This is a genomic window from Streptosporangium nondiastaticum (assembly GCF_003011965.1).
Classification (GTDB): Bacteria; Actinomycetota; Actinomycetes; order Streptomycetales; family Streptomycetaceae; genus Streptomyces; species Streptomyces nondiastaticus.
Genome location: NZ_PXWG01000040.1, coordinates 15,787 through 38,791, shown reverse-complemented (window position 1 = coordinate 38,791; position 23,005 = coordinate 15,787). Strand labels below are relative to the sequence as shown.

The 23,005-nt window shown below is 70.7% G+C and carries 22 protein-coding genes; 9 read left to right on the top strand and 13 right to left on the bottom strand.

What is annotated here, in order from left to right:
- Positions 1 to 8 precede the first annotated feature (8 nt).
- Together mqnP and B7P34_RS17035 are read right to left on the bottom strand one after the other, a co-directional pair.
- Entirely contained in the window at positions 9 to 929 is a 921-nt protein-coding gene (gene mqnP / locus B7P34_RS17040) for a menaquinone biosynthesis prenyltransferase MqnP (protein ID WP_106677436.1), read from the bottom strand.
- Positions 926 to 2,377: a menaquinone biosynthesis decarboxylase gene (locus B7P34_RS17035; protein WP_106677434.1), complete on the bottom strand. Its 1,452-nt coding sequence runs from the start codon at positions 2,375 to 2,377 to the stop codon at positions 926 to 928. Before B7P34_RS17035 ends, mqnP begins: the two co-directional genes overlap by 4 nt.
- A gap of 87 nt (positions 2,378 to 2,464) precedes the next feature.
- Here B7P34_RS17035 and B7P34_RS17030 point away from each other — a divergent pair, with 87 nt between their 5' ends.
- Positions 2,465 to 2,758 (top strand): PLD nuclease N-terminal domain-containing protein, encoded by a 294-nt coding sequence (locus tag B7P34_RS17030; protein WP_106677432.1) that lies wholly within the window; start codon positions 2,465 to 2,467, stop codon positions 2,756 to 2,758.
- 301 nt (positions 2,759 to 3,059) lie between these two features.
- Positions 3,060 to 4,478, top strand: a complete 1,419-nt coding sequence (locus tag B7P34_RS17025) for a phosphocholine-specific phospholipase C (protein WP_223267928.1) — start codon at positions 3,060 to 3,062, stop codon at positions 4,476 to 4,478.
- 7 nt (positions 4,479 to 4,485) lie between these two features.
- On the opposite strand, the gene B7P34_RS17020 is transcribed toward B7P34_RS17025, so the two are convergent.
- From B7P34_RS17020 to hemL, 8 genes are all read right to left on the bottom strand, one after another.
- Complete coding sequence (locus tag B7P34_RS17020) at positions 4,486 to 5,037, bottom strand: SRPBCC domain-containing protein (protein WP_106677429.1); 552 nt, start codon at positions 5,035 to 5,037, stop codon at positions 4,486 to 4,488.
- Positions 5,038 to 5,118: 81 nt separating this feature from the next.
- Complete coding sequence (gene ccsB, locus B7P34_RS17015) at positions 5,119 to 6,270, bottom strand: c-type cytochrome biogenesis protein CcsB (RefSeq protein ID WP_223267927.1); 1,152 nt, start codon at positions 6,268 to 6,270, stop codon at positions 5,119 to 5,121.
- Positions 6,267 to 8,045 (bottom strand): cytochrome c biogenesis protein ResB, encoded by a 1,779-nt coding sequence (resB, locus tag B7P34_RS17010; protein WP_106677427.1) that lies wholly within the window; start codon positions 8,043 to 8,045, stop codon positions 6,267 to 6,269. The genes ccsB and resB overlap by 4 nt, the downstream gene beginning before the upstream one ends.
- Positions 8,046 to 8,050: 5 nt before the next feature.
- Positions 8,051 to 8,788, bottom strand: coding sequence for a cytochrome c biogenesis CcdA family protein (locus tag B7P34_RS17005; RefSeq protein WP_106677460.1), 738 nt, complete (start codon positions 8,786 to 8,788; stop codon positions 8,051 to 8,053).
- A 49-nt stretch (positions 8,789 to 8,837) separates the two neighbouring features.
- Complete coding sequence (locus tag B7P34_RS17000) at positions 8,838 to 9,410, bottom strand: TlpA family protein disulfide reductase (RefSeq protein ID WP_223267926.1); 573 nt, start codon at positions 9,408 to 9,410, stop codon at positions 8,838 to 8,840.
- 148 nt (positions 9,411 to 9,558) lie between these two features.
- Complete coding sequence (locus tag B7P34_RS16995; RefSeq protein ID WP_106677423.1) at positions 9,559 to 10,773, bottom strand: hypothetical protein; 1,215 nt, start codon at positions 10,771 to 10,773, stop codon at positions 9,559 to 9,561.
- 178 nt (positions 10,774 to 10,951) lie between these two features.
- A complete protein-coding gene (locus B7P34_RS16990; RefSeq protein WP_106677458.1) occupies positions 10,952 to 11,599 on the bottom strand; it encodes a histidine phosphatase family protein in 648 nt (215 codons plus the stop codon).
- 53 nt (positions 11,600 to 11,652) lie between these two features.
- Complete coding sequence (gene hemL / locus B7P34_RS16985) at positions 11,653 to 12,960, bottom strand: glutamate-1-semialdehyde 2,1-aminomutase (RefSeq protein ID WP_223267925.1); 1,308 nt, start codon at positions 12,958 to 12,960, stop codon at positions 11,653 to 11,655.
- Positions 12,961 to 13,116: 156 nt separating this feature from the next.
- On the opposite strand from hemL, the gene B7P34_RS16980 reads away from it, so the two are divergent.
- From B7P34_RS16980 to B7P34_RS16965, 4 genes are all read left to right on the top strand, one after another.
- A complete protein-coding gene (locus B7P34_RS16980) occupies positions 13,117 to 13,788 on the top strand; it encodes a hypothetical protein (protein WP_106677419.1) in 672 nt (223 codons plus the stop codon).
- Between the two features lie 76 nt (positions 13,789 to 13,864).
- Positions 13,865 to 14,206, top strand: coding sequence for a YnfA family protein (locus B7P34_RS16975; RefSeq protein ID WP_106677417.1), 342 nt, complete (start codon positions 13,865 to 13,867; stop codon positions 14,204 to 14,206).
- A 43-nt stretch (positions 14,207 to 14,249) separates the two neighbouring features.
- Positions 14,250 to 14,993, top strand: a complete 744-nt coding sequence (locus tag B7P34_RS16970; protein ID WP_106677415.1) for an SDR family NAD(P)-dependent oxidoreductase — start codon at positions 14,250 to 14,252, stop codon at positions 14,991 to 14,993.
- A gap of 111 nt (positions 14,994 to 15,104) precedes the next feature.
- Positions 15,105 to 15,500, top strand: a complete 396-nt coding sequence (locus tag B7P34_RS16965) for a VOC family protein (RefSeq protein ID WP_106677413.1) — start codon at positions 15,105 to 15,107, stop codon at positions 15,498 to 15,500.
- Between the two features lie 38 nt (positions 15,501 to 15,538).
- On the opposite strand, the gene B7P34_RS16960 is transcribed toward B7P34_RS16965, so the two are convergent.
- Positions 15,539 to 16,732 (bottom strand): RtcB family protein, encoded by a 1,194-nt coding sequence (locus tag B7P34_RS16960; protein WP_106677411.1) that lies wholly within the window; start codon positions 16,730 to 16,732, stop codon positions 15,539 to 15,541.
- A gap of 187 nt (positions 16,733 to 16,919) precedes the next feature.
- Here B7P34_RS16960 and B7P34_RS16955 point away from each other — a divergent pair, with 187 nt between their 5' ends.
- A complete protein-coding gene (locus B7P34_RS16955; RefSeq protein ID WP_106677409.1) occupies positions 16,920 to 17,789 on the top strand; it encodes a hypothetical protein in 870 nt (289 codons plus the stop codon).
- Positions 17,790 to 17,940: 151 nt separating this feature from the next.
- Positions 17,941 to 18,657: a DUF3558 domain-containing protein gene (locus tag B7P34_RS16950; RefSeq protein ID WP_106677407.1), complete on the top strand. Its 717-nt coding sequence runs from the start codon at positions 17,941 to 17,943 to the stop codon at positions 18,655 to 18,657.
- Positions 18,658 to 18,736: 79 nt separating this feature from the next.
- Here the strand turns inward: B7P34_RS16950 and lysS are convergent, their stop codons facing one another.
- Positions 18,737 to 20,485, bottom strand: coding sequence for a lysine--tRNA ligase (gene lysS, locus B7P34_RS16945; protein WP_106677405.1), 1,749 nt, complete (start codon positions 20,483 to 20,485; stop codon positions 18,737 to 18,739).
- Positions 20,486 to 20,647: 162 nt separating this feature from the next.
- Between lysS and argS the strand changes: the two genes are divergently transcribed.
- Positions 20,648 to 22,408, top strand: a complete 1,761-nt coding sequence (argS, locus tag B7P34_RS16940) for an arginine--tRNA ligase (RefSeq protein WP_106677403.1) — start codon at positions 20,648 to 20,650, stop codon at positions 22,406 to 22,408.
- A 23-nt stretch (positions 22,409 to 22,431) separates the two neighbouring features.
- Here argS and B7P34_RS16935 read toward each other — a convergent pair whose 3' ends face one another.
- Positions 22,432 to 22,908 carry an ATP-binding protein gene (locus B7P34_RS16935; protein ID WP_106677401.1) on the bottom strand — a complete coding sequence of 159 codons (477 nt, stop codon included), beginning with the start codon at positions 22,906 to 22,908 and terminating at the stop codon, positions 22,432 to 22,434.
- Positions 22,909 to 23,005: the final 97 nt, after the last annotated feature.

The following is a 23,005-nucleotide window of genomic DNA, read 5'->3' as shown; positions in this document are numbered from 1 at the left end:
GGTACCGGCTAGACGCCGAGCCCCCGCGCCACGAGATCGAGCAGTGCACACACGAAAAGCGCAATGCCGATGAAACCGTTGACGGTGAAGAATGCCCTGTTCAGGCGGGACAGGTCGTGCGGCTTGACGATCGTGTGCTCATAGAGGAAGGCACCGGCCACCACGGCCAGGCCCGCCCAGAAGAACGCCCCCGCGCCCGTGGCCGCCCCGTACCAGGCCAGCAGGCCCGTCGTGATCACGTGGCAGACGCGGGCGCCGTGCAGCGCCGCCGGGACGCCGAAGCGGGCCGGGGTCGACTTCACGCCGTGCGCGCGGTCCGCCATCACGTCCTGGCAGGCGAAGATCAGGTCGAAGCCGCCGATCCACACGCCCACCGCGAGGCCCAGGATCACCGCGTCCCACGACCACTCCCCCGTCACCGCGAGCCACGCGCCCACCGGGCCCATCGCCTGGGCCAGGCCCAGGATCGCGTGCGGGAAGTCGGTGAATCGTTTCCCGTACGGGTAGACCACCATCGGGACGACCGCGATCGGGGCCAGCGCCAGGCACAGCGGGTTCAGCAGGGCCGCCGCGCCCAGGAAGAAGAAGACGGCGATGCCGGCGCCGGTCCACGCCGAGCGCACGGACACCGCGCCGGTGACGATCTCGCGGTTCGCCGTGCGCGGGTTCCGCGCGTCGATCTCGCGGTCGATGATGCGGTTGCAGGCCATCGCGAACGTGCGCAGGCCGACCATCGCGACGGTGACCAGCAGCAGCCGCGTCCAGTGGACGTTGCCGTACGTCTCGTACATCGCGGTGAGGGTGGCGATGTAGGCGAAGGGCAGCGCGAAGACCGAGTGCTCGATCATCACGAGCCGGAGGAACGCCTTGACCTTGCCGCTCGACGGCGCGGGGCCCGGGTTGAGGACCCCCTCGGCAGCGGACGTCACAGCCCGTACTCCTTCCACCGGCGGTCGACCTTCGCCGCCGTCTGCGGATCGGACTCGACCATCTGCGGCCAGCCCCCGTCGCGCGTGTAGCCCTCCTCGGGCCACTTCGCCGTCGCGTCGATGCCCGCCTTGCCGCCCCAGAACTGCTGGTACGAGGCGTGGTCGAGGTGGTCGACCGGGCCCTCGACGACCGTCAGGTCGCGCGCGTAGTCGGTGTTGCCCAGCGCCCGCCAGGACACCTCGTGCAGGTCGTGCACGTCGCAGTCCGCGTCCACCACGATGATCAGCTTGGTCAGCGACATCATGTGCGCGCCCCAGATGGCGTGCATGACCTTCTGCGCGTGCTTGGGGTACTTCTTATCGATCGAGACGATCGCGCAGTTGTGGAAGCCGCCGGACTCCGGCAGGTGGTAGTCCACGATGTCCGGAATGATGATCTTCAGCAGGGGCAGGAAGAACCGCTCCGTGGCCCGGCCCAGCGGGCCGTCCTCCGTCGGCGGGCGGCCGACGACGATGGACTGCAGCAGCGGCCGCTTCCGCATCGTCACGCAGTCGATCGTCAGCGCCGGGAACGGCTCCTGCGGCGTGTAGAAGCCGGTGTGGTCGCCGAAGGGGCCCTCGGGGAGCATCTCGCCCGGCTCCAGCCAGCCTTCGATGACGACCTCGGCGTTGGCCGGGACCTGCAGCGGGACGGTCTTGCAGTCGACCATCTCCACGCGCTTGCCGGAGATGAAGCCGGCGAACAGGTACTCGTCGATGTCGCCGGGCAGCGGCGCCGTCGAGGCGTACGTCACGGCCGGCGGGCAGCCGAAGGCGATCGCGACCGGCAGCCGCTCACCGCGCTTGGCGGCCACCTGGTAGTGGTTGCGGCTGTCCTTGTGGATCTGCCAGTGCATGCCGATGGTGCGCTTGTCGTGGCGCTGCAGGCGGTAGAGGCCCAGGTTCCGCACGCCCGTCTCCGGGTGCTTGGTGTGGGTGAGGCCCAGGTTGAAGAAGGAGCCGCCGTCCTCGGGCCAGGTGAAGAGCGCCGGCAGCTGGTCCAGGTCGACGTCGTCGCCGGTGAGGACGACCTCCTGCACCGGAGCGTCCTTGATCTTGCGCGGCGGCACGTGCGCCATCGCGCCGAGCTTGCCGAACGCCTCGCGCATGCCGGTGAAGCCCTGCGGCAGCTCGGGCTTGAGCAGGCCGCCGATCTTCTCGCTGATCTCGTCGTAGGACGCGAGGCCGAGCGCCTTGAGGAGCCGGCGGTCGGTGCCGAAGACGTTCATGGCCAGCGGCATGGCCGCGCCCTTGACGTTCTCGAAGAGGAGGGCGGGGCCGCCCGCCTTGTTCACCCGGTCCGTGATCTCGCCGATTTCCAGGTACGGATCGACTTCCGCCTTGATGCGCTTGAGGTCGCCGTCGCGCTCCAGCGCCCGGAGGAACGAGCGAAGGTCGTCGTAAGCCATGCGTTCCAGTATCAAGCACGCACTACGCTGGCTGCGTATCGGGGCCGCCGCGCGGCCCGTGCCACCGCCTTTGGGGAGCCGTCCGACATGCTCAGGTATCTGCCGTTCCTGCTGATCCTGGCGCTGTGGATCTACGCCTTCGTCGACTGCCTGAACACCCCGGAGAACGAGGTCCGCGGGCTGCCGAAGCTCGCCTGGGTGATCGTCATCCTGCTCTTCGGCGAGGTGCTGATCGGGCCGGTCGCCTGGCTGATCGCGGGGCGCCCGCGGGCCGCGGCCGCCGCACGCGGCGGCGAGCGGCAGTGGGTCGCGCCCGACGACAACCCCGAGTTCCTGAAGTCGCTCCGGCGCGACCAGGGCGATCCGCCGCCCGCGGGCTGAGCCCGCCCGGGCCGGACCCCTGCTGACGTCTCGTCAGACATTCGCCCGACCGGCCGTCACCCGGCCTTCCGCACGTCACCCGCCGTACGGCGTAGCAGGTCATCCCCCGATCGGGTCATAAGAAAAGCGGATTCCCGCCCCTGCGCACCGCCCTCCGGATCAACTCGTTCCTCTTCACGGCCATTTGGCACTCCGTTCACACACCCCCTCCTGCCCTTGACGCACCCGTGCCGGGAGAGTCCGAGAGGCCACACTGAGGCCTCACGCGACTCCAGGGAGAGGGGCACACGCCATGCCCGAGATGACCCGACGCAGACTCCTCGGCTCCGCCGCGGGTGCCGTCGGAGGCGCCGCCACGCTGTCGCTGCTGCCGCCGAGCGTGCGGCGGGCCGTCGCCACCGGCCCGGCCCGGCGCGGTTCGCTGCGCGACATCGAGCACGTGGTCCTGCTCATGCAGGAGAACCGGTCGTTCGACCACTACTTCGGCACCCTCAAGGGCGTGCGGGGCTTCGGCGACCCGGACGCCATCAAGCTGCCGGGCGGCCAGGACGTCTTCCACCAGCCCGACGAGAAGAACCCCGCGGGCCACCTGCTGCCCTTCCGGCTCGACACGCACAAGTCGAGCGCCCAGGCCATCCCGTCCACCAGCCACTCCTGGTCCGTGCAGCACGAGGCGTGGAACGGCGGGAAGATGGACCGCTGGATGCCGGCGCACCGCAAGGCGGACGGCGCGAACGGCCCGTACGTGATGGGCTACCACACGCGCGAGGACATCCCCTTCCAGTTCGCCCTGGCCGAGGCGTTCACCCTCTGCGACAACTACTTCTGCTCCGTGATGGGTCCCACCTGGCCCAACCGGCTGTACTGGATGACGGGCACCATCGACCCGGCCGGCACCCGCGGCGGCCCCGTCATCGACAACACCGCCCCCGAGCCGTACCGCTGGACGACGTACGCGGAGCGGCTGCAGGCGGCGGGGGTCAGCTGGCGCGTGTACCAGGAGGAGGACAATTACGGCTGCAACCTGCTGGAGCAGTTCCAGCAGTTCAAGGACGCGAAGCCGGGCGATCCGCTGTACGAGCGGGGCATGCGCAAGCTGCCCGAGGGCGCCTTCGAGGAGGACGCGCGGGGCGGCAAGCTGCCGGCCGTCTCCTGGATCATCCCGACCGCGGCGCAGTCGGAGCACCCGCGCTACCTGCCGGCGGCGGGCGCGGACTACGTGGCCCGGAAGATCGAGGCCATCGCGGACAACCCCGACGTGTGGGCGAAGACGGTCTTCATCCTGAACTACGACGAGAACGACGGCCTCTTCGACCACGTGCCGCCGCCGGTGCCGCCGGCGGGCACGGCGGACGAGTTCGTGGGGAAGCTGCCGATCGGCGGCGGCTTCCGGGTGCCGTGCCTGATCGTGTCGCCGTGGACGGTGGGCGGCTGGGCCGCGGGCGACGCCTTCGACCACACCTCGGTGCTGCGCTTCCTGGAGGCGTGGACGGGGGTGCGGGAGCCGAACATCAGCGCCTGGCGGCGCCGCACCTTCGGCGATCTGACCTCGGCGTTCGGCTTCACGGACCGGGCCACGCGGCCGCCGCGGCTGCCCTCGGACACCGCGCAGCAGCTGGAGCAGGCCCGGTGGGACGTGACCCACCTGCCCAAGCCCACGCTGCCGGGCGCCCGCCAGACGCCGCCGGAGCAGGAGAAGGGCAGGCGGCCCAGGCGCTGACGCGCCTTCAGTCCTCCGGTGGTTCGCCGGGGTCGCCGGTGCCGCGCAGCTCGTACTCGGCGCGGAGCTTCCGCCAGCGTTCGAGGGTCCACCCCGTCCAGTCCGCCGGGCGGCCGGCCAGCGCCTCCAGCAGGTACTCGAAGTGGTGGTGCCAGCCCGCCAGGCAGTCCAGGCGGACGGTGTCGGGGCCGGTGAACTCGTTGGTGAAGTGCAGCAGCGTGCCGCCGACGCCGGCCGGGCCCTCCTCCAGCTCGAAGCGGATCCGGCCGTGGATCTCGACGGTGTACTCGGCCAGCCGCTGCGGCCGCCAGGCGGTGACGCGGCCGGGGGCGACGGTGGCGTGCCCGGAGGCGTCGGTGTTCTGCCAGCGCAGCGTGATGGCCCCGCCCTCGCGCTGCTCGAAGGGCTCGGCCGCGGCCAGCCACGTCGGCAGGCCCTCGGGGGTGGCGACGGCCACCCACACCTCGGGCAGGGGGTAGGGCAGCGACAGCTCGTAGCGCAGGAGGTGGCTGTCCTCACCCCGCGGCTCGGACTTCCCGTAGAGGGAGGGGATCTCCATACCCCCAGCTCTACCACCGCGGCCCGTCCCCCGCGCTCCGGGAAGCGCGGGAAACGGGCCGTACGAGGGGATGCGCGCCGGTCAGACTCCGGCGTACGAGTGCTTGCCGGTGACGAAGATGTTCACGCCGTAGTAGTTGAAGATGTAGCAGCCGAAGGCGGCCAGGGCGATGTAGGCGGCCTTGCGGCCCTTCCAGCCGGCGGTGGCGCGGGCGTGCAGGAAGCAGGCGTAGGCGACCCAGGTGATGAAGGACCAGACCTCCTTGGGGTCCCAGCCCCAGTAGCGGCCCCAGGCGGCCTCGGCCCAGATGGCGCCGGCGATGATCGTGAACGTCCACAGCGGGAAGACCGTGGCGTTGATGCGGTAGCCCAGCTTGTCGAGGGTGGCGGCGGCGGGCAGGCGCGACATGGGGTTGTCGGTGCGCAGCGCGAGCTTGGCCTTGAAGCGGGCGTAACGGCGGTCCTGGGGCAGCTCGTCCAGGTAGCGGCGGAGGCCGGCGCCGGTGCGGCCCTCGACGAGGCGGGCCTCGTAGCCGTCGCGGAAGAGGTAGAGCAGGGTGGAGCAGGCGCCGACCCAGAACGCGGCGCCGCACAGGATCGCGGTGGAGACGTGGATCCACAGCCAGTACGAGTGGAGGGCCGGGACGAGCTGGTCGCTCTCGGTGTAGAGCACGGAGACGGCGAGGCCGAGGTCGAGGAGGATCGTGGTGGTCAGCGGGAGGCCGAGCCAGCGCACGTTCTTCTTGAAGGCCAGCAGGCCGAGGTAGACGCCGACGACCGTCATGCCGAAGGTCGTGGAGAACTCGTACATGTTGCCCCAGGGGGCGCGCTGCACGGACAGCGCCCGGGTGAGCACCGAGCCCGCGTGGAGCAGGAAGGACAGCACGGTCAGGGAGACGGCGATGCGGCCGTAGACGTCGCCCTTCTCGCTGGTGCCGGCGGCGCCGGGGCCGTCGGGCACGTCGCGGCTGCCGGTGGCGGCGCGGGTGACGACCTTGGGGCGCTCCAGGACGGCGGTGCCGCCGCCCTGGGCGCTCGCGCCCGCGGCGGCGCGGGCGGCCCCGGCCTCGGTGGTGATCGCGGCGGCGGTGCGGCCGACGGCGCTCCGGCTGCCGAACACCCACTCGGCGATGTGGGCGAGGAAGGCCAGGGTGTAGACGGCCATGGCCGAATAGATCAGTACGTTACTGATGTGGGCCAGGTTCTCGTTGGCTGCGGCAGCGATGGCGATCACGCGCGCGCTCCTTCGGATGCTGCGGAGGGATCCGCGGACTCTGCGGACTCCGCGGGGTCGGGGGCGTCCGTGGCGGTCACGGGCGGGGCGTCGGCCTGGAGGGCGGCGGCGAGGTCGGCGAGCTCCTCGGGGAGCTTCGCGGACTCGCTGCGGCCGAGGCCGGCCAGCTCGACGACGGTGTGGCCGTCCTTGCCGCGGACGGCCCGCACCCAGACGCGGCGGCGCTGGATGAACAGGGAGCCGGCGACGCCGGCGAGGGCCGCGACCGCGCCGGCGAGGGCGGTGCTGTTGCCGGGCTGCTGGGAGATCTGGAAGGTGGCCCAGGGCTTGATGCCCTCGAACTTCAGGGTGCCGCCGTCGGGCAGCGTCATGGTGTCGCCGACCTTGAGGGCCTGCGCGAAGGGGTTGCCGTCCTTGTCCTTGAACTGCTGCATCTTGGACACGTCGAGCTGGTAGACGTTCTGCGGCGTGCCGCTGTTGGTGCCGAGCCAGCCGTGGTAGGCGGTGAGGACGAGGCGCGGATTGTCCAGGTCGGGGAACTGGGACAGCATGGTGCCGGTCTTCAGGTCCAGGGTGGGCACGAAGTTGCCCTTGAAGCCGATCTGGTCCTTCTTGCCGTCCTTGGTGCGGTAGTCGCCGACCTTGAGGACGGTCGACTCGGTGATGTTGTTGTCGATCGGCAGGGACGGGATGCCGCCGCGGAAGGCGACGTCGCCCTGGCCGTCGCGGACGGTGACGACGGGCGCGTAGCCGTGGCCGATCAGGTAGACCTTCGAGCCGGAGGTCTCCAGCGGCTCGTTGACCTTGACCGTGGCCTTGCGGCCGGGCCCGTCGGCGCCCTCGTGGTAGGTGACGTGGGCCTCGTAGGTGCGCGGGGTGCCGCGCTGGGGGCCGGTGCGCTCGTACGTGGCCTCGAAGTCGTCGAGGTAGAAGCTGAAGGGCTTGAGGTCGTCGGCCGTGAACAGCGAGCCGGACTTGAAGTCGTCGTACTGGACGAGCGTGTTCGCGAAGCCGTCGCCCTCGACGATCAGCTTCTGGCCCTCGGACTTCCACAGCTGCCCGGAGGCGAAGGCGATCAGCAGCACGATGAGCGCGATGTGGAAGACGAGGTTGCCGGCCTCGCGGAGGTAGCCCTTCTCGGAGGCCACGGAGTCGCTGCCCGGCTCGGTGCGGAAACGGCGCTTCTTCAGGAGCGTGCGGGCCGCGGCCAGGACCTGCTCGGGCTCGGCGTCCGTGCGCCACGTGGTGTGGGCGGGCAGGCGCCTGAGGTTGCGGGGGGCGGCCGGCGGGCGGCCGCGGAGCTGGCCGACGAACTGCCAGGTGCGCGGGACGATGCAGCCGACGAGGGACGTGAACAGCAGGATGTAGATCGCGGAGAACCACACCGAGCTGTAGACGTGGAACAGGCCGAGCTTGTCGTAGAGCGGGCCGAGGGTCTCGTGGGACTTGCGCCACCCCTCGGCCTTGACCGCGTCCACGCTGGTCTGCGGGACGAGCGAGCCGGGGACGGTCGCGAGCGAGAGCAGGAACAGCAGGATCAGGGCGACCCGCATGGAGGTCAGCTGCCGCCAGAACCAGCGGGCCCAGCCGATCGTCTCGCGCGCGGCCCAGGCCGCGTACCCGAACGCGCCGGGCTTGCGGACGCCGCCGAAGGAGCCGGGCACGGCCTGGCCGCGCTCCTCCTCGGGGGCCGTGGACAGCCGCGAGCCGGCGGCCGCGGCGTCCGTCTCGTCGGCCGCGCCGTCGGCGGCGGGGGGTGTCTCTGTCGTGCCCATTTACATCAGACCTCGGGGGAGAAAGAGCTGGACCACGTCTGCAGTTCGCGGATCATGCTGTCCCACACCCCCGTGACGAGGAGCACGCCGACGACGACCAGCATCAGCCCGCCGGCGCGCATGACCCATGCATAGTGCCGCTTGACCCAGCCGAACGCGCCGAGCGCGCGCCGGAAGGCCACCGCGCTCAGGATGAACGGCAGGCCCAGGCCGAGGCAGTAGGCGACGGTCAGCAGCGCGCCGCGCCCGGCGCTGGCCTGGGTGGAGGAGAGGGAGAGGACGGAGGCGAGCGTCGGGCCGATGCACGGCGCCCAGCCCAGCCCGAAGAGCGCGCCCAGCAGGGGCGCCCCCACCAGGCCCATGGTGGGCCGGGTGTGGAAGCGGAACTCGCGCTGCCCGAATCTGTTGAGCAGACCCATGAAGGCGAGGCCCATCGCGATGGTGAGGACCCCCATCACCTTGGTGATCGTCTCCTGGTGGACCAGCAGCGCCCGGCCGACCCAGCCGAAGAGCGTGCCCATGGAGACGAAGACGAAGGTGAAGCCGAGCACGAAGAGGGTGGACCCGGCGAGCATCCGGCCCTTGCGGGACTCGGCCAGATCCGCCCCGCTGACCCCCGTCACGTAGGAGAGGTAGCCGGGGACGAGCGGCAGCACGCACGGCGAGAAGAACGAGACCAGCCCGCCGAACAGGGCGACGGGCAGGGCCAGCAGCAGCGCCCCGGAGAGCACCGTCTGGTTCATCTCGCCGACGGCGACCGTGACGGCGGCGGAGGTGGCGGGGGTCACCGGATCACTTCTCCGCGACCAGCGGGTCGAGCGTCTTGCGGAGCTCTTCCTCGGTCAGCGCCTTGATCGCCCGCGCGGCGATCTTCCCGTCGCGGTCGATGAAGACGGTGGAGGGGATGGACTGGGGGTTGAGGCTGCCCGCGGGGAAGCGCAGCAGGAGCTTGCCGGCCGAGTCGTAGAGGCTCGGGTACGGGACCTCGAACTCCTTCTCGAACTTGATCGCCGGGGCGGGGTCGGAGTCGCGGGTGTTGAGCCCGACGAACTGGACGCCCTTGTCCTTGTAGTCGTTGGCGACGTTGACGAGGTTCTTGGCCTCGGCGCGGCACGGGGAGCACCACGAGCCCCAGACGTTAAGGACGACGATCTTGCCCTTGTAGTCCTTGGCGATGTCGAGTTCCTTGCCCTCCAGCGTCTTGCCGGAGAGGTCGGGCGCGTCCTGCCGCCCGCCCTTGTCGCTGACGACGCTCACGCCGCCCGTGCCCTGCACGAACTGGGTCTGGCCGCCGCTCTTGGGGTTGTCGCCCGAGCCGCAGGCGGTCAGGGACAGGGCCGCGGCGGCGGCGAGGATGGCCGGCATGGTGATACGCCGGCGTGGTCCGGGGCGTCGAAAGGCGCGGCAGGCACTCATGTGAAAAGTTTCGCATGGTCCGTTTAGGGATCTTCCGCGCCCCCCTGTGACGCGAACCGGCGCCCGGCGGGGCCCCGGGAGGCGGGTGTGCGGGCGGTCAGGCCGCCACCCCGGCGTGCCACTTCTCGCCGACCTCCAGCCGGCGCAGGCCGCGCAGCACGGCCGGATCCTGGGCGTCCAGCCAGTCCACGAACTGGCGGAAGGAGACCAGCCGCACGTCCTTGTACTGATCGTCGGCGATGCGTTTCAGAGCTTCCTCCACCGCATCCATATAAATGCCGCCGTTCCACTCCTCGAAGTGGTTGCCGATGAAGAACGGCGCGCGATTCGTCTCGTACGCCCGCTCGAATCCGGCGAGATAGGACTCCGTCGCCTGCTGCCGCCATTCCGGATAGTGCACCGAAGGGCCGCGCGTCGTGTTCTTCGACTGATTGGCGAGGATGTTGTAGTCCATCGACAGGACTTCGAACGAATGCCCGGGAAAGGGAATCTGCTGCAGCGGGAGATCCCACAGACCGTGCTTCTTCGACGGCCACACCTGCGTCCCGCCCGGAGAACTCGCGTCGTAGCGCCAGCCGAGCTTCGCCGCCGTCGGCAGCAGGTTGTCCTGCCCCAGCAGACACGGCGTCCGCGCGCCCACCAGCTCCTTGCGGTAGTCGAACGGCAGCGGCTCCAGATCACTGAACCCCGTGTTCGTCCGCCACTCCGTGACGAACGAGACCGCCTGCTCGATCTCCGACTCCCAGTCCTCCCCCTCCCACCGGCCGACCGACCCCTCCCCCGAACAGAAGTGACCGTTGAAGTGGGTGCCGATCTCATGCCCCTCCAGCCACGCCTCCCGCACGTTCGCGAGCGTCGCCCGGACGTGCTCGTCGGTGAGGTAACCGATGTCGGAGGCGCCGACCGGGTTGTTCGGCGGCTTGTAGCGGTGCCGCTTCGACTCGGGCAGCAGATACAGCCCGGACAGGAAGAACGTCATCCGCGCGTTGTGGTCCTGCGCCAGCTTCCGGAAGCGCGGGAAGAGCCCGTTGCCGACCTCGCCCGCCCCGTCCCACGAGAAGATCACGAACTGCGGCGGCTTCTGCCCCGGCTCCAGCCGCTCGGGCTCCGGCGGCTGATTGGGCTGCGGCCCCGCGTCCGCCGTCGAACCGTCGCCGATCGGCCTCGCCTTGGCCCGCTCGACGGCCTTCGCCGCCGGACCGCTGCGCCGCTCTTCGGGGGCCGCGGCGGAGGAGCAGCCCGCGACGCCGCCCAGCGCCGCGGCCGCTCCCACGCCCCAACCGAGGAGACCCCGCCGGCTGATGTCGCGCATGTCGACTCCGTCCGTACTCGCCGTGCCCCACGCCGTTGTCGTCCATATAAAACGACATTGCGTGAGAGGGCGCGTCGAGTACGGCGGTTGCGCAGTTTCCCCCGTCTTTACGGAGTTGCCCCGCATTTACGCAGCCGCAGCCGCCTTACGGAGCAACCCGTACTCCGCCGAAAGGGCTTCAGGCGCCGAACGCCTTGGGCCCGCCCTTCACCGGCTTGGCCCCCGCGAGGAGATGCGCCGGCACCAGATCCCGGGCCGGTTCGCTGTACCCCACCGACACGATCTTGTCCCCCCTATAGGTGAACGTCGTCAGGCTCGCCAGCGTGCACTCCCGCTTCCGCGGGTCGTGCCACAGCCGCCGCCGCTCCACGAAGCTCCGCACGATCCAGATCGGCAGCTGGTGGCTCACGCACACCGCCTCATGACCACGCGCCGCGTCCTTCGCCGCGTCCAGCGCGCTCATCATCCGCACGACCTGCTCGACGTACGGCTCGCCCCACGACGGGCGGAAAGGATTCGTCAGGTACTTCCAGTTCGCCGGCTTCTTCAGCGCACCGTCACCGACCCCGAACGTCTTGCCCTCGAAGACGTTCGCCGCCTCGATCAGCCGCTCGTCCGTCGCCAGGTCCAGCCCGTGCGTCTTGGCGATCGGCGAGGCCGTCTCCTGCGCCCGCTCCAGCGGCGACGCCACCACATGGGTGATGTCCCGCCCCGCCAGGTGCTCCGCCACCCGGTCCGCCATCCGGCGGCCCAGGTCCGACAGGTGATAGCCGGCCCGCCGCCCGTAAAGCACGCCCTCCGGGTTGTGGACCTCGCCATGACGCATCAGGTGCACGACCGTGATGTCGTCCCGCCCCCGCTCCGCGTCCTTCTCCCGGCTCACTTCGCCCCCTCCTCGGTCGCCTCGGCCGCCGCGCGCGCCGCCGCCGGCAGCGCCGCCGCGATCCGCTCCACCGCCGCCGCGTCGTGCGCCGTCGAGACGAACCACGACTCGAACGCCGACGGCGGCAGATACACGCCCTGCGACAGCATCGAGTGGAAGAACGCGTTGAACCGGAACGCCTCCTGCCCCCGCGCGTCGTCGTAGTTCCGCACCTCGCGCCCGGTGAAGAACACCGAGAACATGTTGCTCGCCGTCTGCAGGCGGTGCGCCACGCCCTGCTTGGTCAGCGCCTCGCTCACCAGACCGCTGATCTCCGCGGACACCGCGTCGACCTTCTCGTACGCCGCGTCGTCCAGCAGCCGCAGCTGCGCCAGGCCCGCCGCCGTCGCCACCGGGTTACCCGACAGCGTGCCCGCCTGGTAGACCGGGCCCGCCGGAGCCAGGTGCGCCATCACATCGGCCCGGCCGCCGAACGCCGCCGCCGGGAAGCCGCCGCCCATCACCTTGCCGAACGTCATCAGATCCGGCTTCACGCCGTCGACGCCGTACCAGCCCGCCTTCGACGTGCGGAAACCCGTCATCACCTCGTCGGAGATGAACAGCGCGCCGTTCTTGGCGCACGCGTCCTTCAGCCCCTGGTTGAAGCCCGGCAGCGGCGGCACCACGCCCATGTTGCCCGGCGACGCCTCCGTGATCACACAGGCGATCTCGCCCGGGAAGGCGTGGAAGGCCTCGTGCACGGCCTCCAGGTCGTTGTACGGCAGCACGATGGTGTCCCCGGCCTGCGCGCCCGTGACGCCCGGCGTGTCCGGCAGCCCGAACGTCGCCACGCCCGAGCCCGCCGCGGCCAGCAGCGCGTCCACGTGACCGTGGTAGCAGCCCGCGAACTTGATCACCTTGGCGCGGCCGGTGAACCCGCGCGCCAGCCGGATCGCCGACATCGTCGCCTCGGTGCCCGACGACACCAGGCGCACCTGCTCCACGGGCTCGACGCGCGCGACGATCTCCTCGGCGAGCGCGACCTCCCCCTCACCCGGCGTACCGAAGGACGTCCCCCGGGCCACCGCCTCCTGGACGGCCGCGATCACCTCGGGGTGCGCGTGCCCGAGGATCATCGGCCCCCACGAGCACACGAGGTCGACGTACTCCCGGCCGTCGGCATCAGTGAGGTACGGACCGGTGCCGGACACCATGAACCGGGGCGTACCACCCACGGCCCGGAAAGCCCTGACCGGGGAGTTCACGCCGCCGGGCGTCACGACAGCGGCGCGGTCGAAGAGTGTCTGCGAGACTGGCGCTTGCATGGGGTATGGGTAGCTCACGCTAGCCATGGTCTCAGAGCCTCACCCGGACTAGGCTCCGGGCGTTTCGCACGCTGTGCACGGGGGAGGTCTCTGAGACGATGATCGGGTTGCGCGGCGGGGGCAGTGCTGCGTAGGAAAAAGCGGTCAGGTGGAGATATGCAGCGCGGTGGCGGACTGGGTGAGGGCACCGGTGACCTGGGCCCCGAGCGCGCCCGGCAGGCCCGCAGGGGCCGCCACAGGGGCCGGCGCGACCGGCGCGAGGAGCAGCTCCCCGACAGCACGGACAACATGAGCAGTACGAGCAGTACGAGCAGCACGAGCAGTACGGGCAGCACGAGCAGCACGGGCAAGACGAGCAACACGAACAGCACAGGAAACAGGAGCGGCCGCGTGGGGGTGACCTACAAGTACTTCGGGGCACCCAACAGCGCGGCCGCGGCGAACGTCCCCATCTCCATGCGCCCCGAGGAGCTCGGCGGCGACGAGCTCGGCATGGGCGGCATGTTCACCCGCATCAAGCCGGAGACCGTGGCCGCCATGGTGCTCACCGGCATCGAGGGCATACCCCTGCACAAGGTCCCCCCGCTCGAACTGGTCGTCCTCCACCCCGACTACGCCGTCGTCAAACTGCCCATGACCGTCGTCGACCCGCTGCGCGGCATCGGCGAGGAGTCCGTCGGCGCCGCCGCCTTCATCTGGTCCACCGTCCCCGACCGCGGCGGCCCCCGCGACGCCTTCGGCGTCTACCAGCTCCTGCGCGAGTGGCAGGACTTCTCCCACCGCCTCCACGAGAACGGCCACCAGCCCTACTGCCTCGTCTGGCCGTAGCCCTCCCCGTCCTGCCGTCACCCCGCCCCCGTCCGGCCGCGGCCGCCCGCGCACCGCACCGCCGTACGCTGCGAGCATGCTGATCGCCCGCTCCATCGCCCTCTTCCTCCTCGCCGCGCTCCTGGAGATCGGCGGCGCCTGGCTCGTCTGGCAGGGCGTACGCGAGCACCGGTCACCCGGCTGGATCTGGATCGGCGCCGGCATCGCCGCCCTCGGGGCCTACGGCTTCGTCGCCACCCTCCAGCCCGACGCCCACTTCGGCCGCATCCTCGCCGCCTACGGCGGGATCTTCGTCGCCGGCTCCCTCGCCTGGGGCATGGTCGCCGACGGCTACCGGCCCGACCGCTACGACGTCCTCGGCGCGCTCGTCTGCCTCATCGGCGTGGCGATCATCATGTACGTGCCACGCGGCCGCTGAATATCCTGCCCGGGGACACCCGCGCGCCTCAGGAGGCATCACCATGAGCACCCGCACCGCCGTCATCACCGGCGCGAGCAGCGGCATCGGCGCCGCCACCGCCCGCCGGCTCGCCGCCGAGGGCTACCGCGTCGTCCTCACCGCCCGCCGCGCCGACCGCATCGAGGCCCTCGCCAAGGAACTCCCCGGCGCCCGCGCCCACGCCCTCGACGTCACCGACCGCGCCGCCGTCGACGCCTTCGCCGCCACCCTCGACCGCGTCGACGTCCTCATCAACAACGCCGGCGGCGCCCACGGCGCCGACCCCGTCGCCACCGCCGACCCCGCCGACTGGCGCACCATGTACGAGGTCAACGTCCTCGGCGTGCTCCACATGACCCAGGCCCTGCTCCCCGCCCTCACCGCGAGCGGCGACGGCACGGTGCTGATCCTCTCCTCCACCGCCGCCCTCGGCACCTACGAGGGCGGCAGCGGCTACGCCGCCGCCAAGCACGGCGCCCACGCCGTCGCCGAGACCCTCCGCCTGGAGCTGTGCGGACAGCCCGTCCGCGTCATCGAGATCGCCCCCGGCATGGTCCGCACCGACGAGTTCGCCCTCACCCGCTTCCGCGGCGACCAGGCCAAAGCCGACGCCGTCTACGCGGGCGTCGCCGAGCCCCTCACCGCCGAGGACGTCGCCGACACCATCGGCTGGGCCGTCACCCGGCCCCCGCACGTGAACATCGACCTGCTCGTCGTACGGCCCCGCGCGCAGGCCAGCAACTACAAGGTCCACCGCGAGGCCTGAGACCACGGCGCCCGGACCCGGAAGCGGGCGAAAGATCGCGCGGATGATCTCCAGCGGCTACGTTCATGGGGCGGCCGTCCGGGGGGACGGCCCGGCACGAAAGGGAAGCACATGCGCGTCATAGCCTTCGACCACCTCGTCCTCAACGTCGCCGACGTCGAGCGGTCCCTCGCCTTCTACACCGGGCCGCTCGGCCTCGACCCCGTCCGCGTCGACGAGTGGCGCGCCGGCCGGGCGCCGTTCCCGTCCGTGCGCATCTCCCCCACCGCGATCATCGACCTGGTGGAGCGCGACCGCGGCGACGCGGCCGCCTCCAACGTCGACCACATCTGCCTCGCGGTCGAGCCCCTCGACTGGCAGACCGTGATCGACTCCGGCGTCTTCACCGTCGTCGACGGCCCGGGCCAACGCTTCGGCGCCCGCGGCAACGCGGAGTCGCTCTACGTCCAGGACCCGGACGGCAACACGGTCGAGCTGCGCTGGTACCCGCAGGACGTGCGCGGCTAGAGGGTCCGGCGACACCCCGGCCGGGGACCGGGGTGTCGCTAGCCCTTCACGCAGACGACCTGCTTCAGCTTGGCGACGACCTCGACGAGATCCCGCTGCTGCTCCATGACCTGCTCGATCGGCTTGTACGCGGCCGGGATCTCGTCGACCACTCCGCGGTCCTTGCGGCACTCGACGCCGCGCGTCTGGTCCGCCAGGTCCCGCTCGGAGAATCGCTTCTTCGCCTGGTTGCGGCTCATCCGGCGGCCGGCACCATGCGAGGCGGAGTTGAACGACGCCTCGTTGCCCAGGCCGCGGACGATGTACGAGCCGGTGCCCATCGAGCCCGGGATGATGCCGTACTCGCCACCGCCGGCGCGGATCGCGCCCTTGCGGGTGACCAGCAGGTCCATGCCCTCGTACTGCTCCTCAGCCACGTAGTTGTGGTGACAGGAAATGACCGGTTCGAAGATCGGCTTGGCCTTCTTGAACTCCTTGCGGACGACATCCTGAAGCAGCGCCATCATGATCTCGCGGTTGTGCCGCGCGTACTCCTGCGCCCAGAACAGGTCGTGCCGGTAGGCGGCCATCTGCGGGGTGTCCGCGATGAAGACCGCGAGGTCACGGTCGACCAGACCCTGGTTGTGCGACAGCTTCCGGGCCTCGCCGATGTGGTGCTCGGCCAGTTCCTTGCCGATGTTGCGAGAACCGGAGTGCAGCATCAACCAGACAGAATTTGTCTCATCAAGACAAATCTCGACAAAGTGGTTCCCGCCTCCGAGCGAACCCATCTGCTTCAGCGCTCGGCTCTGACGGAATTTGACCGCCTCCGCAACCCCGTCGAACCGCCCCCAGAACTCATCCCACCCCGCCGTCGGCAACCCGTGCAGCCGCCGCGGGTCGACCGGGTCGTCGTGCATCGAGAAGCCCACCGGAATGGCCTCCTCGATCTTCGACCGCAGCCGGGAGAGATCACCGGGGAGGTCGTTGGCCGTCAGTGACGTCTTCACGGCGGACATCCCGCAGCCGATGTCGACGCCGACCGCCGCCGGGCACACCGCGCCCTGCATGGCGATCACCGAGCCGACCGTGGCGCCCTTGCCGAAGTGGACGTCCGGCATGACCGCGAGTCCCTTGATCCATGGCAGGGTGGAGACGTTGCGCAGCTGCTGCATGGCAACGTCCTCGACCGTGGCCGGATCGGTCCACATGCGGATCGGCACCCGGGCGCCGGGCACCTCGGTGTAGGACATGGTTTTCCTCATAACCCCGTAAAAGCAAGATAACGCAAAAGCCGGACATATCTCACGATTCACGACAGCGAACCGGCAGACGCGGCGGCGCTTGCGGTAGACATACTGTCCAGCCGCCGCCTCCGCGGCGGCAACACGTTTTCCGGCACGGGATGCGGCCCGCAGCCGGTGGAAGGAGCCACGGACAGTGCAGCGAAGGGCTCACGCACCGGCCGCCGCACTGGCCGCCGCCACGCTCGCCGCGGTGCTCACCGCCTGCAGCGGCGGGGCCGGCGCCGACGGCGGCGACGACGCCAAGCCCGGCCGGGCCGGCGCCACCGCACCCGCCGCGCAGCCGGGCAAGTACCACAGCCTCCCCGAGCCCTGCGGCTACGTGAACCGCGACACCCTGCGCCGCCTCCTGCCCGCCACCGGCGACGACGAGGACGGCCGCGACACCGCGAAGCTCTACAAGGGCCAAGCCGCGATCACCTACGACACCGACCGCCGCGTCGGCTGCCGCTGGAAGCTGGAGACCCCGCAGGGTACCCGGCACCTGGCCGTGGACTTCGAGCGCGTCGTGTCGTACCAGCCCGGCGTCAGCGACGAGCAGCGCGCGGAGCAGCTGTACGACCGGCAGGCGACCGCCGCGCACATCCCGGTCTCCTCGGCCTCCCCGTCGGCGTCGGGCTCGTCTCCCGCGGCCTCCGCCGGTGCGCCGAAGGGCGCGAGCGCGGGTCCGCACCCGCAGGGCGGCGCGGCGAGCGGCTCGCCGTCCCCGTCGGCGTCCCGTACGGGCGCGCCGAGCGCTTCCGGCTCTCCGGCCGGTGGCGCGTCGCTCGCGCCGCGCGCCCTGGACGATCTCGGTGACGACGCCTTCATCGACGACAAGCTGATCAATTCGGGCTCCGGCGTGCACCGGGACATCAACATCGTCTTCCGGGCGGCGAACGTGATCGTCACGATCGCCTACGACCAGTGGTCGGTGGACAAGCTGCACATCCCCGCCAGTGAGGACCTCCAGGGCAAGGCCCAGTCCCTGGCCCGCGAGCTCGAGGCGGGGCACTTCGGCAATTAGCCCGACCCGGCCCGGCGAGTAACGCCCCAATACGGCCACCGGCCCGCGTCGGCCGCGTACCGTGCCGACCAGCAAGGCCGACCAACGCAAGGCCAGCCAAGAGGGCCGACCGGCAAGGCCGGCCCCTCGACACCGAACGAGCGAAGGACCCATGCACCGAACAGCCCCGCGACTCGCCCGACTCCTCGCCTGCGCCGCAGTACCGGTGATGCTCGTCGCCACCGGCTGCTCGGACGACGAGGGCGGCGCGAAGAAGAAGTCGCCCTCCCCCTCCGCCTCCGCGTCGGCTCCCGGCGCCTCGCCGTCGGTCAAGGCGGCCACGTTCGCCAAGCTGCCGCCGGAGGTCTGCAAGACGATCGCGGAGAAGACGATCGACTCGCTGGTGCCGAAGGCGAAGAAGAAGGAGGGCGAGGCCCTCGCCACCAGCGACGCCAACGACTCGGCGAGCTGCTTCTGGAACGGCCTGAACGACGAGGACGTCAAGGACCTGCAGTTCCGTTCGCTGACGGTCTCCTACAAGCGGCTGGCCTCGGACCCGACGCTGGGTTCGGGTGAGAAGCGCGCCGAGAAGTTCGCCGAGCAGCAGGTGACGAAGGCGACCACGGCGGACGGCGCGAAGGACGCGAAGACCACCAAGGCCGAGGGCATCGGCGACGGCGCGAACCTGGTCGCCACGGACACCAAGAAGGACGACGACGACTACCGCAACGCGACGGTCGTGGCCCGTACGGGCAATGTGGTCGTCACGGTGAAGTACAGCGGCGCCGGCTTCCAGGGCGCGAAGAACCCGGCCGCGGACGACATCGCGAAGGGCGCGCAGGACGCGGCCAAGGAGGCGGTGGCGGCGGTCGCCGCGGCGAACAAGTAGCGCCTCTCCGTACGCGAAGACGCCGGGCCCGCTCGATCCTTGCGGTCGAGCGGGCCCGGCGTCTTCGTGCGCTCAGGAGCTACGCGCCGAGGAGCTTGCGGACCCGGTCCGCTCCCACGGCGAGGAGCAGCGTGGGCAGGCGCGGGCCGGTGTCGCGGCTGACCAGCAGGTGGTAGAGGAGCGCGAAGAAGGACCGCTGGGCGACCTTCAGCTCCGGGGTGGGCTTGGCGTCGGGCGTGAGGCCGGCCTGGATCTTGGGCACGCCGTAGACGAGCGTGGTGAGGCCGTCGAGCGACCAGTGGTCGTCGAGGCCTTCCAGGAGGAGCCGCAGCGATTCGCGGCCCTGCTCGTCGAGCGAGCCGAGGAGCTCGGTGTCGGGCTCGGAGCGGACGATCGTGCGGGACTCGGCGGGGACCTGGGTGTTGATCCAGTGCTCGGCCCGGTCCAGGCGCGGGCGGACCTCGTCGAGGTCGGCGACGGGGTTGGCCGGGTCGAGGTCGCTGAGGATGCGGATCGTCTGCTCGTCGTGGCCGGCGGTGATGTCGACGACGGAGGCGAGCGTGCGGTACGGCAGCGGCCGCGGGGTGCGCGGCAGCTCGCCGGCGGCGGTGCGGGCGGCGCGGGAGTGCGCGGCGGCGTCGGCGGGCAGGGCGGTGCCGTCGGCGACCTTGGCCTCCAGCTTGTCCCACTCGTCGTAGAGCCGCTGGATCTCCTGGTCGAAGGCGATCTTGAAGGACTGGTTGGGCTTGCGGCGGGCGTACAGCCAGCGCAGCAGCGGCGCCTCCATGATCTTGAGGGCGTCGCCGGGGGTGGGCACGCCGCCCTTGGAGGAGGACATCTTGGCCATGCCGCTGATGCCGACGAAGGCGTACATCGGGCCGATCGGCTGCTCGCCGCCGAAGACCTTGCGGACGATCTGGCCGCCGACGACGAAGGAGGAGCCCGGGGAGGAGTGGTCCACGCCGGAGGGCTCGAAGATCACGCCTTCGTAGGCCCAGCGCATGGGCCAGTCGACCTTCCAGACCAGCTTGCCGCGGTTGAACTCGCTGAGCAGGACCGTCTCCGAGTGGCCGCACACGCAGGTGTAGGCGAGCTCGGTGGTCTCGTCGTCGTACGCGGTGACGGTCGTCAGGTCGCGCTCGCAGGCGCCGCAGTAGGGCTTGTACGGGAAGTAGCCCGCGCCGGAGCCGCTGCCGTCGTCCTCGGCGGCGGCGCCGGAGCCCTCGGCGGCCTCCAGCTCGGCCTCGTCGACGGGCTTCTGCTGCTGCTTCTGGCCCTGCTTCTTCGGCTGGCCGGTCGCCTTGTCCTTCGTCCGGTACTGGTCGAGGATCGCGTCGATGTCGGCGCGGTGCTTCATCGCGTGCAGGATCTGCTCGCGGTAGACGCCGGAGGTGTACTGCTCGGTCTGGCTGATCGGGTCGTACTCGATGCCGAGCTCGGCGAGCGAGGCGACCATGGCGGCCTTGAAGTGCTCGGCCCAGTTCGGGTACGCCGAGCCGGCGGGGGCCGGGACCGAGGTCAGGGGCTTGCCGATGTGGTCGGCCCAGGACTCGTCGATGCCGGGGACGCCGTTCGGCACCTTGCGGTAGCGGTCGTAGTCGTCCCAGGAGATCAGGTGCCGGACCTCGTGGCCCCGGCGGCGGATCTCGTCGGCGACGAGGTGCGGCGTCATGACCTCGCGCAGATTGCCGAGGTGGATCGGGCCGGAGGGCGACAGGCCCGAGGCGACGACGATCGGTTTGCCGGGGGCCCGGCGCTCCGCTTCGGCAATGACCTCGTCGGCGAAACGGGAGACCCAGTCGGCCTCGGTGCTCTGAGCCTGAGCCACGGCACTTCCTTCCTTACGGTCCTGGCATGACCATTGTCCCAGACGGGAGGGGTGGCTCCGGGGTTGCCCGGCTCCGGTGAAATTACCGCGGGGGGCGTGGTAGGCGCATGGGATAATCGGCGGGACTCGTTCTATGCCGTCTACCGGAATGGCACCCATCCCATGGCTTCGGTTCCCTCCCTCGCTTCCTCGCTCCACCAGCGCATCGCGGACGCCCTCTCGGCAGCCCTGCCGGAGGCCGGTGCCGCCGATCCGCTGCTGCGACGAAGCGACCGGGCCGACTTCCAGGCGAACGGGATGCTGGCGCTGGCCAAGAAGCTGGGGGGCAACCCGCGCGAGCTGGCGGGCAAGGTCGTCGAGGGCCTTCCGGCCGGTGAGCTGATCAAGGAGGTCGAGGTCTCGGGCCCCGGCTTCCTGAACATCACGATCGCGGACGAGGCGATCACGAAGACCCTCGCCGCGCGCGCCGCGGACGAGCGGCTCGGCGCCCCGCTCGCGGAGCACCCCGGCACGACGGTCATCGACTGGGCCCAGCCGAACGTGGCCAAGGAGATGCACGTCGGCCACCTGCGCAATTCGGTGATCGGCAATGCGGTCGTCCGGATCCTGGAGTTCACGGGCGAGAAGGTGATCAGCCGCCACCACATCGGCGACTGGGGCACCCAGTTCGGCATGCTGATCCAGTACCTGATCGAGCACCCCCACGAGCTGGACCACAAGGCGGAGGGGGAGGTCTCCGGCGAGGAGGCCATGTCGAACCTCAACCGCCTGTACAAGGCGTCGCGCGCGCTGTTCGACGCGGACGAGGAGTTCAAGGCGCGGGCCCGGCGCCGGGTGGTGGACCTCCAGGCGGGCGACGAGGAGACCCTCGCGCTCTGGCAGCGGTTCGTCGACGAGTCGAAGATCTACTTCTACTCGGTGTTCGACAAGCTGGACGTCGAGATCCGTGACGAGGACATCGTCGGCGAGTCCGGCTACAACGACATGCTGGCGGAGACGTGCCGGATGCTGGAGGAGTCCGGTGTAGCGGTGCGCTCGGAGGGCGCGCTGTGCGTGTTCTTCGACGACGTGAAGGGCCCGGACGGCAATCCGGTCCCGCTGATCGTGCAGAAGTCGGACGGCGGCTTCGGCTACGCGGCGACCGACCTGTCCGCGATCCGCGACCGCGTCTTCAACCTGAAGGCCGACACCCTGCTGTACGTGGTGGACGTCCGCCAGTCCCTGCACTTCAAGATGGTCTTCGAGACGGCCCGCCGGGCCGGCTGGCTGACGGACGACGTCAAGGCCGTGCAGCTGGGCTTCGGCACGGTGCTGGGCAAGGACGGCAAGCCGTTCAAGACGCGTGAGGGCGAGACGGTCCGGCTGGTGGACCTGCTGGACGAGGCCATCGACCGCGCGTCGGCGATCGTCCGCGAGAAGGCGCAGGACCTCACGGAGGAGGAGATCGCGGAGCGTGGTGCCCAGGTGGGCATCGGCGCCGTGAAGTACGCGGACCTGTCGACGTCGGCGGCCCGTGACTACAAGTTCGACCTGGATCAGATGGTGTCCCTCAACGGCGACACGTCGGTCTACCTCCAGTACGCGTTCGCGCGCATCCAGTCGATCCTGCGCAAGGCGGGGGAGGCCGCTCCGGTGGCGCACCCGGAGCTGGCGCTGGCTCCGGCCGAGCGGGCGCTGGGCCTGCACCTGGACCAGTTCGCGGCGACGGTGGCGGAGGCCGCCGGGGAGTTCGCGCCGCACAAGCTGGCCGGTTACCTCTACCAGCTGGCGTCGCTGTACACGACGTTCTACGACCAGTGCCCGGTCCTGAAGGCCGAGGAGGAGGCGCAGGTGGAGAACCGCCTGTTCCTGTGCGATCTGACGGCGCGCACGCTGCGGCAGGGCATGGAGCTGCTGGGCATCCGGACGCCCGAGCGCCTGTAACACCTGGTGTGTGCGGGGGCGGGTCAGGCGGCTGTTCCGCCGGGCCCGCCCCTTTTCCCGTCCCGGGCCTCGTCCCCGCCCAGTTCGAACCAGACGAGCTTGCCGGTGAGCCCCTGGGGCTGCCGGCGCAGCGCGAATCCTCCCCAGCTGTCGGCGCAGCGCATGACGAGGGCGAGGCCGCGTCCTTCCTCGGCGTCCTCGCGGGGCAGGGCGGTGAGCTGCAGGCCGGGCAGGGCGGGGTTGGTGTCCCAGACGGTCACGCGCACCGCGCTGCCCTTGCCCTCGCGTCTGACGCGTACAGAGGCGGGCCCGTCGGAGTGCCGGTAGGAGTTGGTGACCAGTTCCGAGGTGAGCAGTTCGGCGGTTTCGGCGACGCGCGCGAGGCCGTGCTCCTCGAAGATCGTGCGGAGGGTGCGGCGGGCGATGCAGGGCGCGAGAGGGTCGCAGGGGACCTGGAGGGTGTATTCCCAGCTGTCGGGGAGCCCTGGGTCGGTGCTCATGGGCGCGTCTCCGCGGAGGGGTCGGTGTGCGCCACAAGCTAGGGCCGGTGTCCGGGGGCTTTCCACTGTTTCGGCGGAATTCCCCCGGGCACCGGCC

Excerpts from the sequence above, each read along its gene's own strand:
- B7P34_RS17035 (WP_106677434.1), bottom strand. The coding sequence starts at position 2,377 with ATGGCTTACGACGACCTTCGCTCGTTCCTCCGGGCGCTGGAGCGCGAC.
- B7P34_RS17030 (WP_106677432.1), top strand. The coding sequence starts at position 2,465 with ATGCTCAGGTATCTGCCGTTCCTGCTGATCCTGGCGCTGTGGATCTAC.
- B7P34_RS17025 (WP_223267928.1), top strand. The coding sequence starts at position 3,060 with ATGACCCGACGCAGACTCCTCGGCTCCGCCGCGGGTGCCGTCGGAGGC.
- B7P34_RS17020 (WP_106677429.1), bottom strand. The coding sequence starts at position 5,037 with ATGGAGATCCCCTCCCTCTACGGGAAGTCCGAGCCGCGGGGTGAGGAC.
- resB (WP_106677427.1), bottom strand. The coding sequence starts at position 8,045 with ATGGGCACGACAGAGACACCCCCCGCCGCCGACGGCGCGGCCGACGAG.
- B7P34_RS17005 (WP_106677460.1), bottom strand. The coding sequence starts at position 8,788 with ATGAACCAGACGGTGCTCTCCGGGGCGCTGCTGCTGGCCCTGCCCGTC.
- B7P34_RS17000 (WP_223267926.1), bottom strand. The coding sequence starts at position 9,410 with ATGCCGGCCATCCTCGCCGCCGCCGCGGCCCTGTCCCTGACCGCCTGC.
- B7P34_RS16995 (WP_106677423.1), bottom strand. The coding sequence starts at position 10,773 with ATGCGCGACATCAGCCGGCGGGGTCTCCTCGGTTGGGGCGTGGGAGCG.
- B7P34_RS16990 (WP_106677458.1), bottom strand. The coding sequence starts at position 11,599 with ATGCGTCATGGCGAGGTCCACAACCCGGAGGGCGTGCTTTACGGGCGG.
- hemL (WP_223267925.1), bottom strand. The coding sequence starts at position 12,960 with ATGCAAGCGCCAGTCTCGCAGACACTCTTCGACCGCGCCGCTGTCGTG.
- B7P34_RS16980 (WP_106677419.1), top strand. The coding sequence starts at position 13,117 with ATGCAGCGCGGTGGCGGACTGGGTGAGGGCACCGGTGACCTGGGCCCC.
- B7P34_RS16975 (WP_106677417.1), top strand. The coding sequence starts at position 13,865 with ATGCTGATCGCCCGCTCCATCGCCCTCTTCCTCCTCGCCGCGCTCCTG.
- B7P34_RS16970 (WP_106677415.1), top strand. The coding sequence starts at position 14,250 with ATGAGCACCCGCACCGCCGTCATCACCGGCGCGAGCAGCGGCATCGGC.
- B7P34_RS16965 (WP_106677413.1), top strand. The coding sequence starts at position 15,105 with ATGCGCGTCATAGCCTTCGACCACCTCGTCCTCAACGTCGCCGACGTC.
- B7P34_RS16960 (WP_106677411.1), bottom strand. The coding sequence starts at position 16,732 with ATGTCCTACACCGAGGTGCCCGGCGCCCGGGTGCCGATCCGCATGTGG.
- B7P34_RS16950 (WP_106677407.1), top strand. The coding sequence starts at position 17,941 with ATGCACCGAACAGCCCCGCGACTCGCCCGACTCCTCGCCTGCGCCGCA.
- argS (WP_106677403.1), top strand. The coding sequence starts at position 20,648 with ATGGCTTCGGTTCCCTCCCTCGCTTCCTCGCTCCACCAGCGCATCGCG.
- B7P34_RS16935 (WP_106677401.1), bottom strand. The coding sequence starts at position 22,908 with ATGAGCACCGACCCAGGGCTCCCCGACAGCTGGGAATACACCCTCCAG.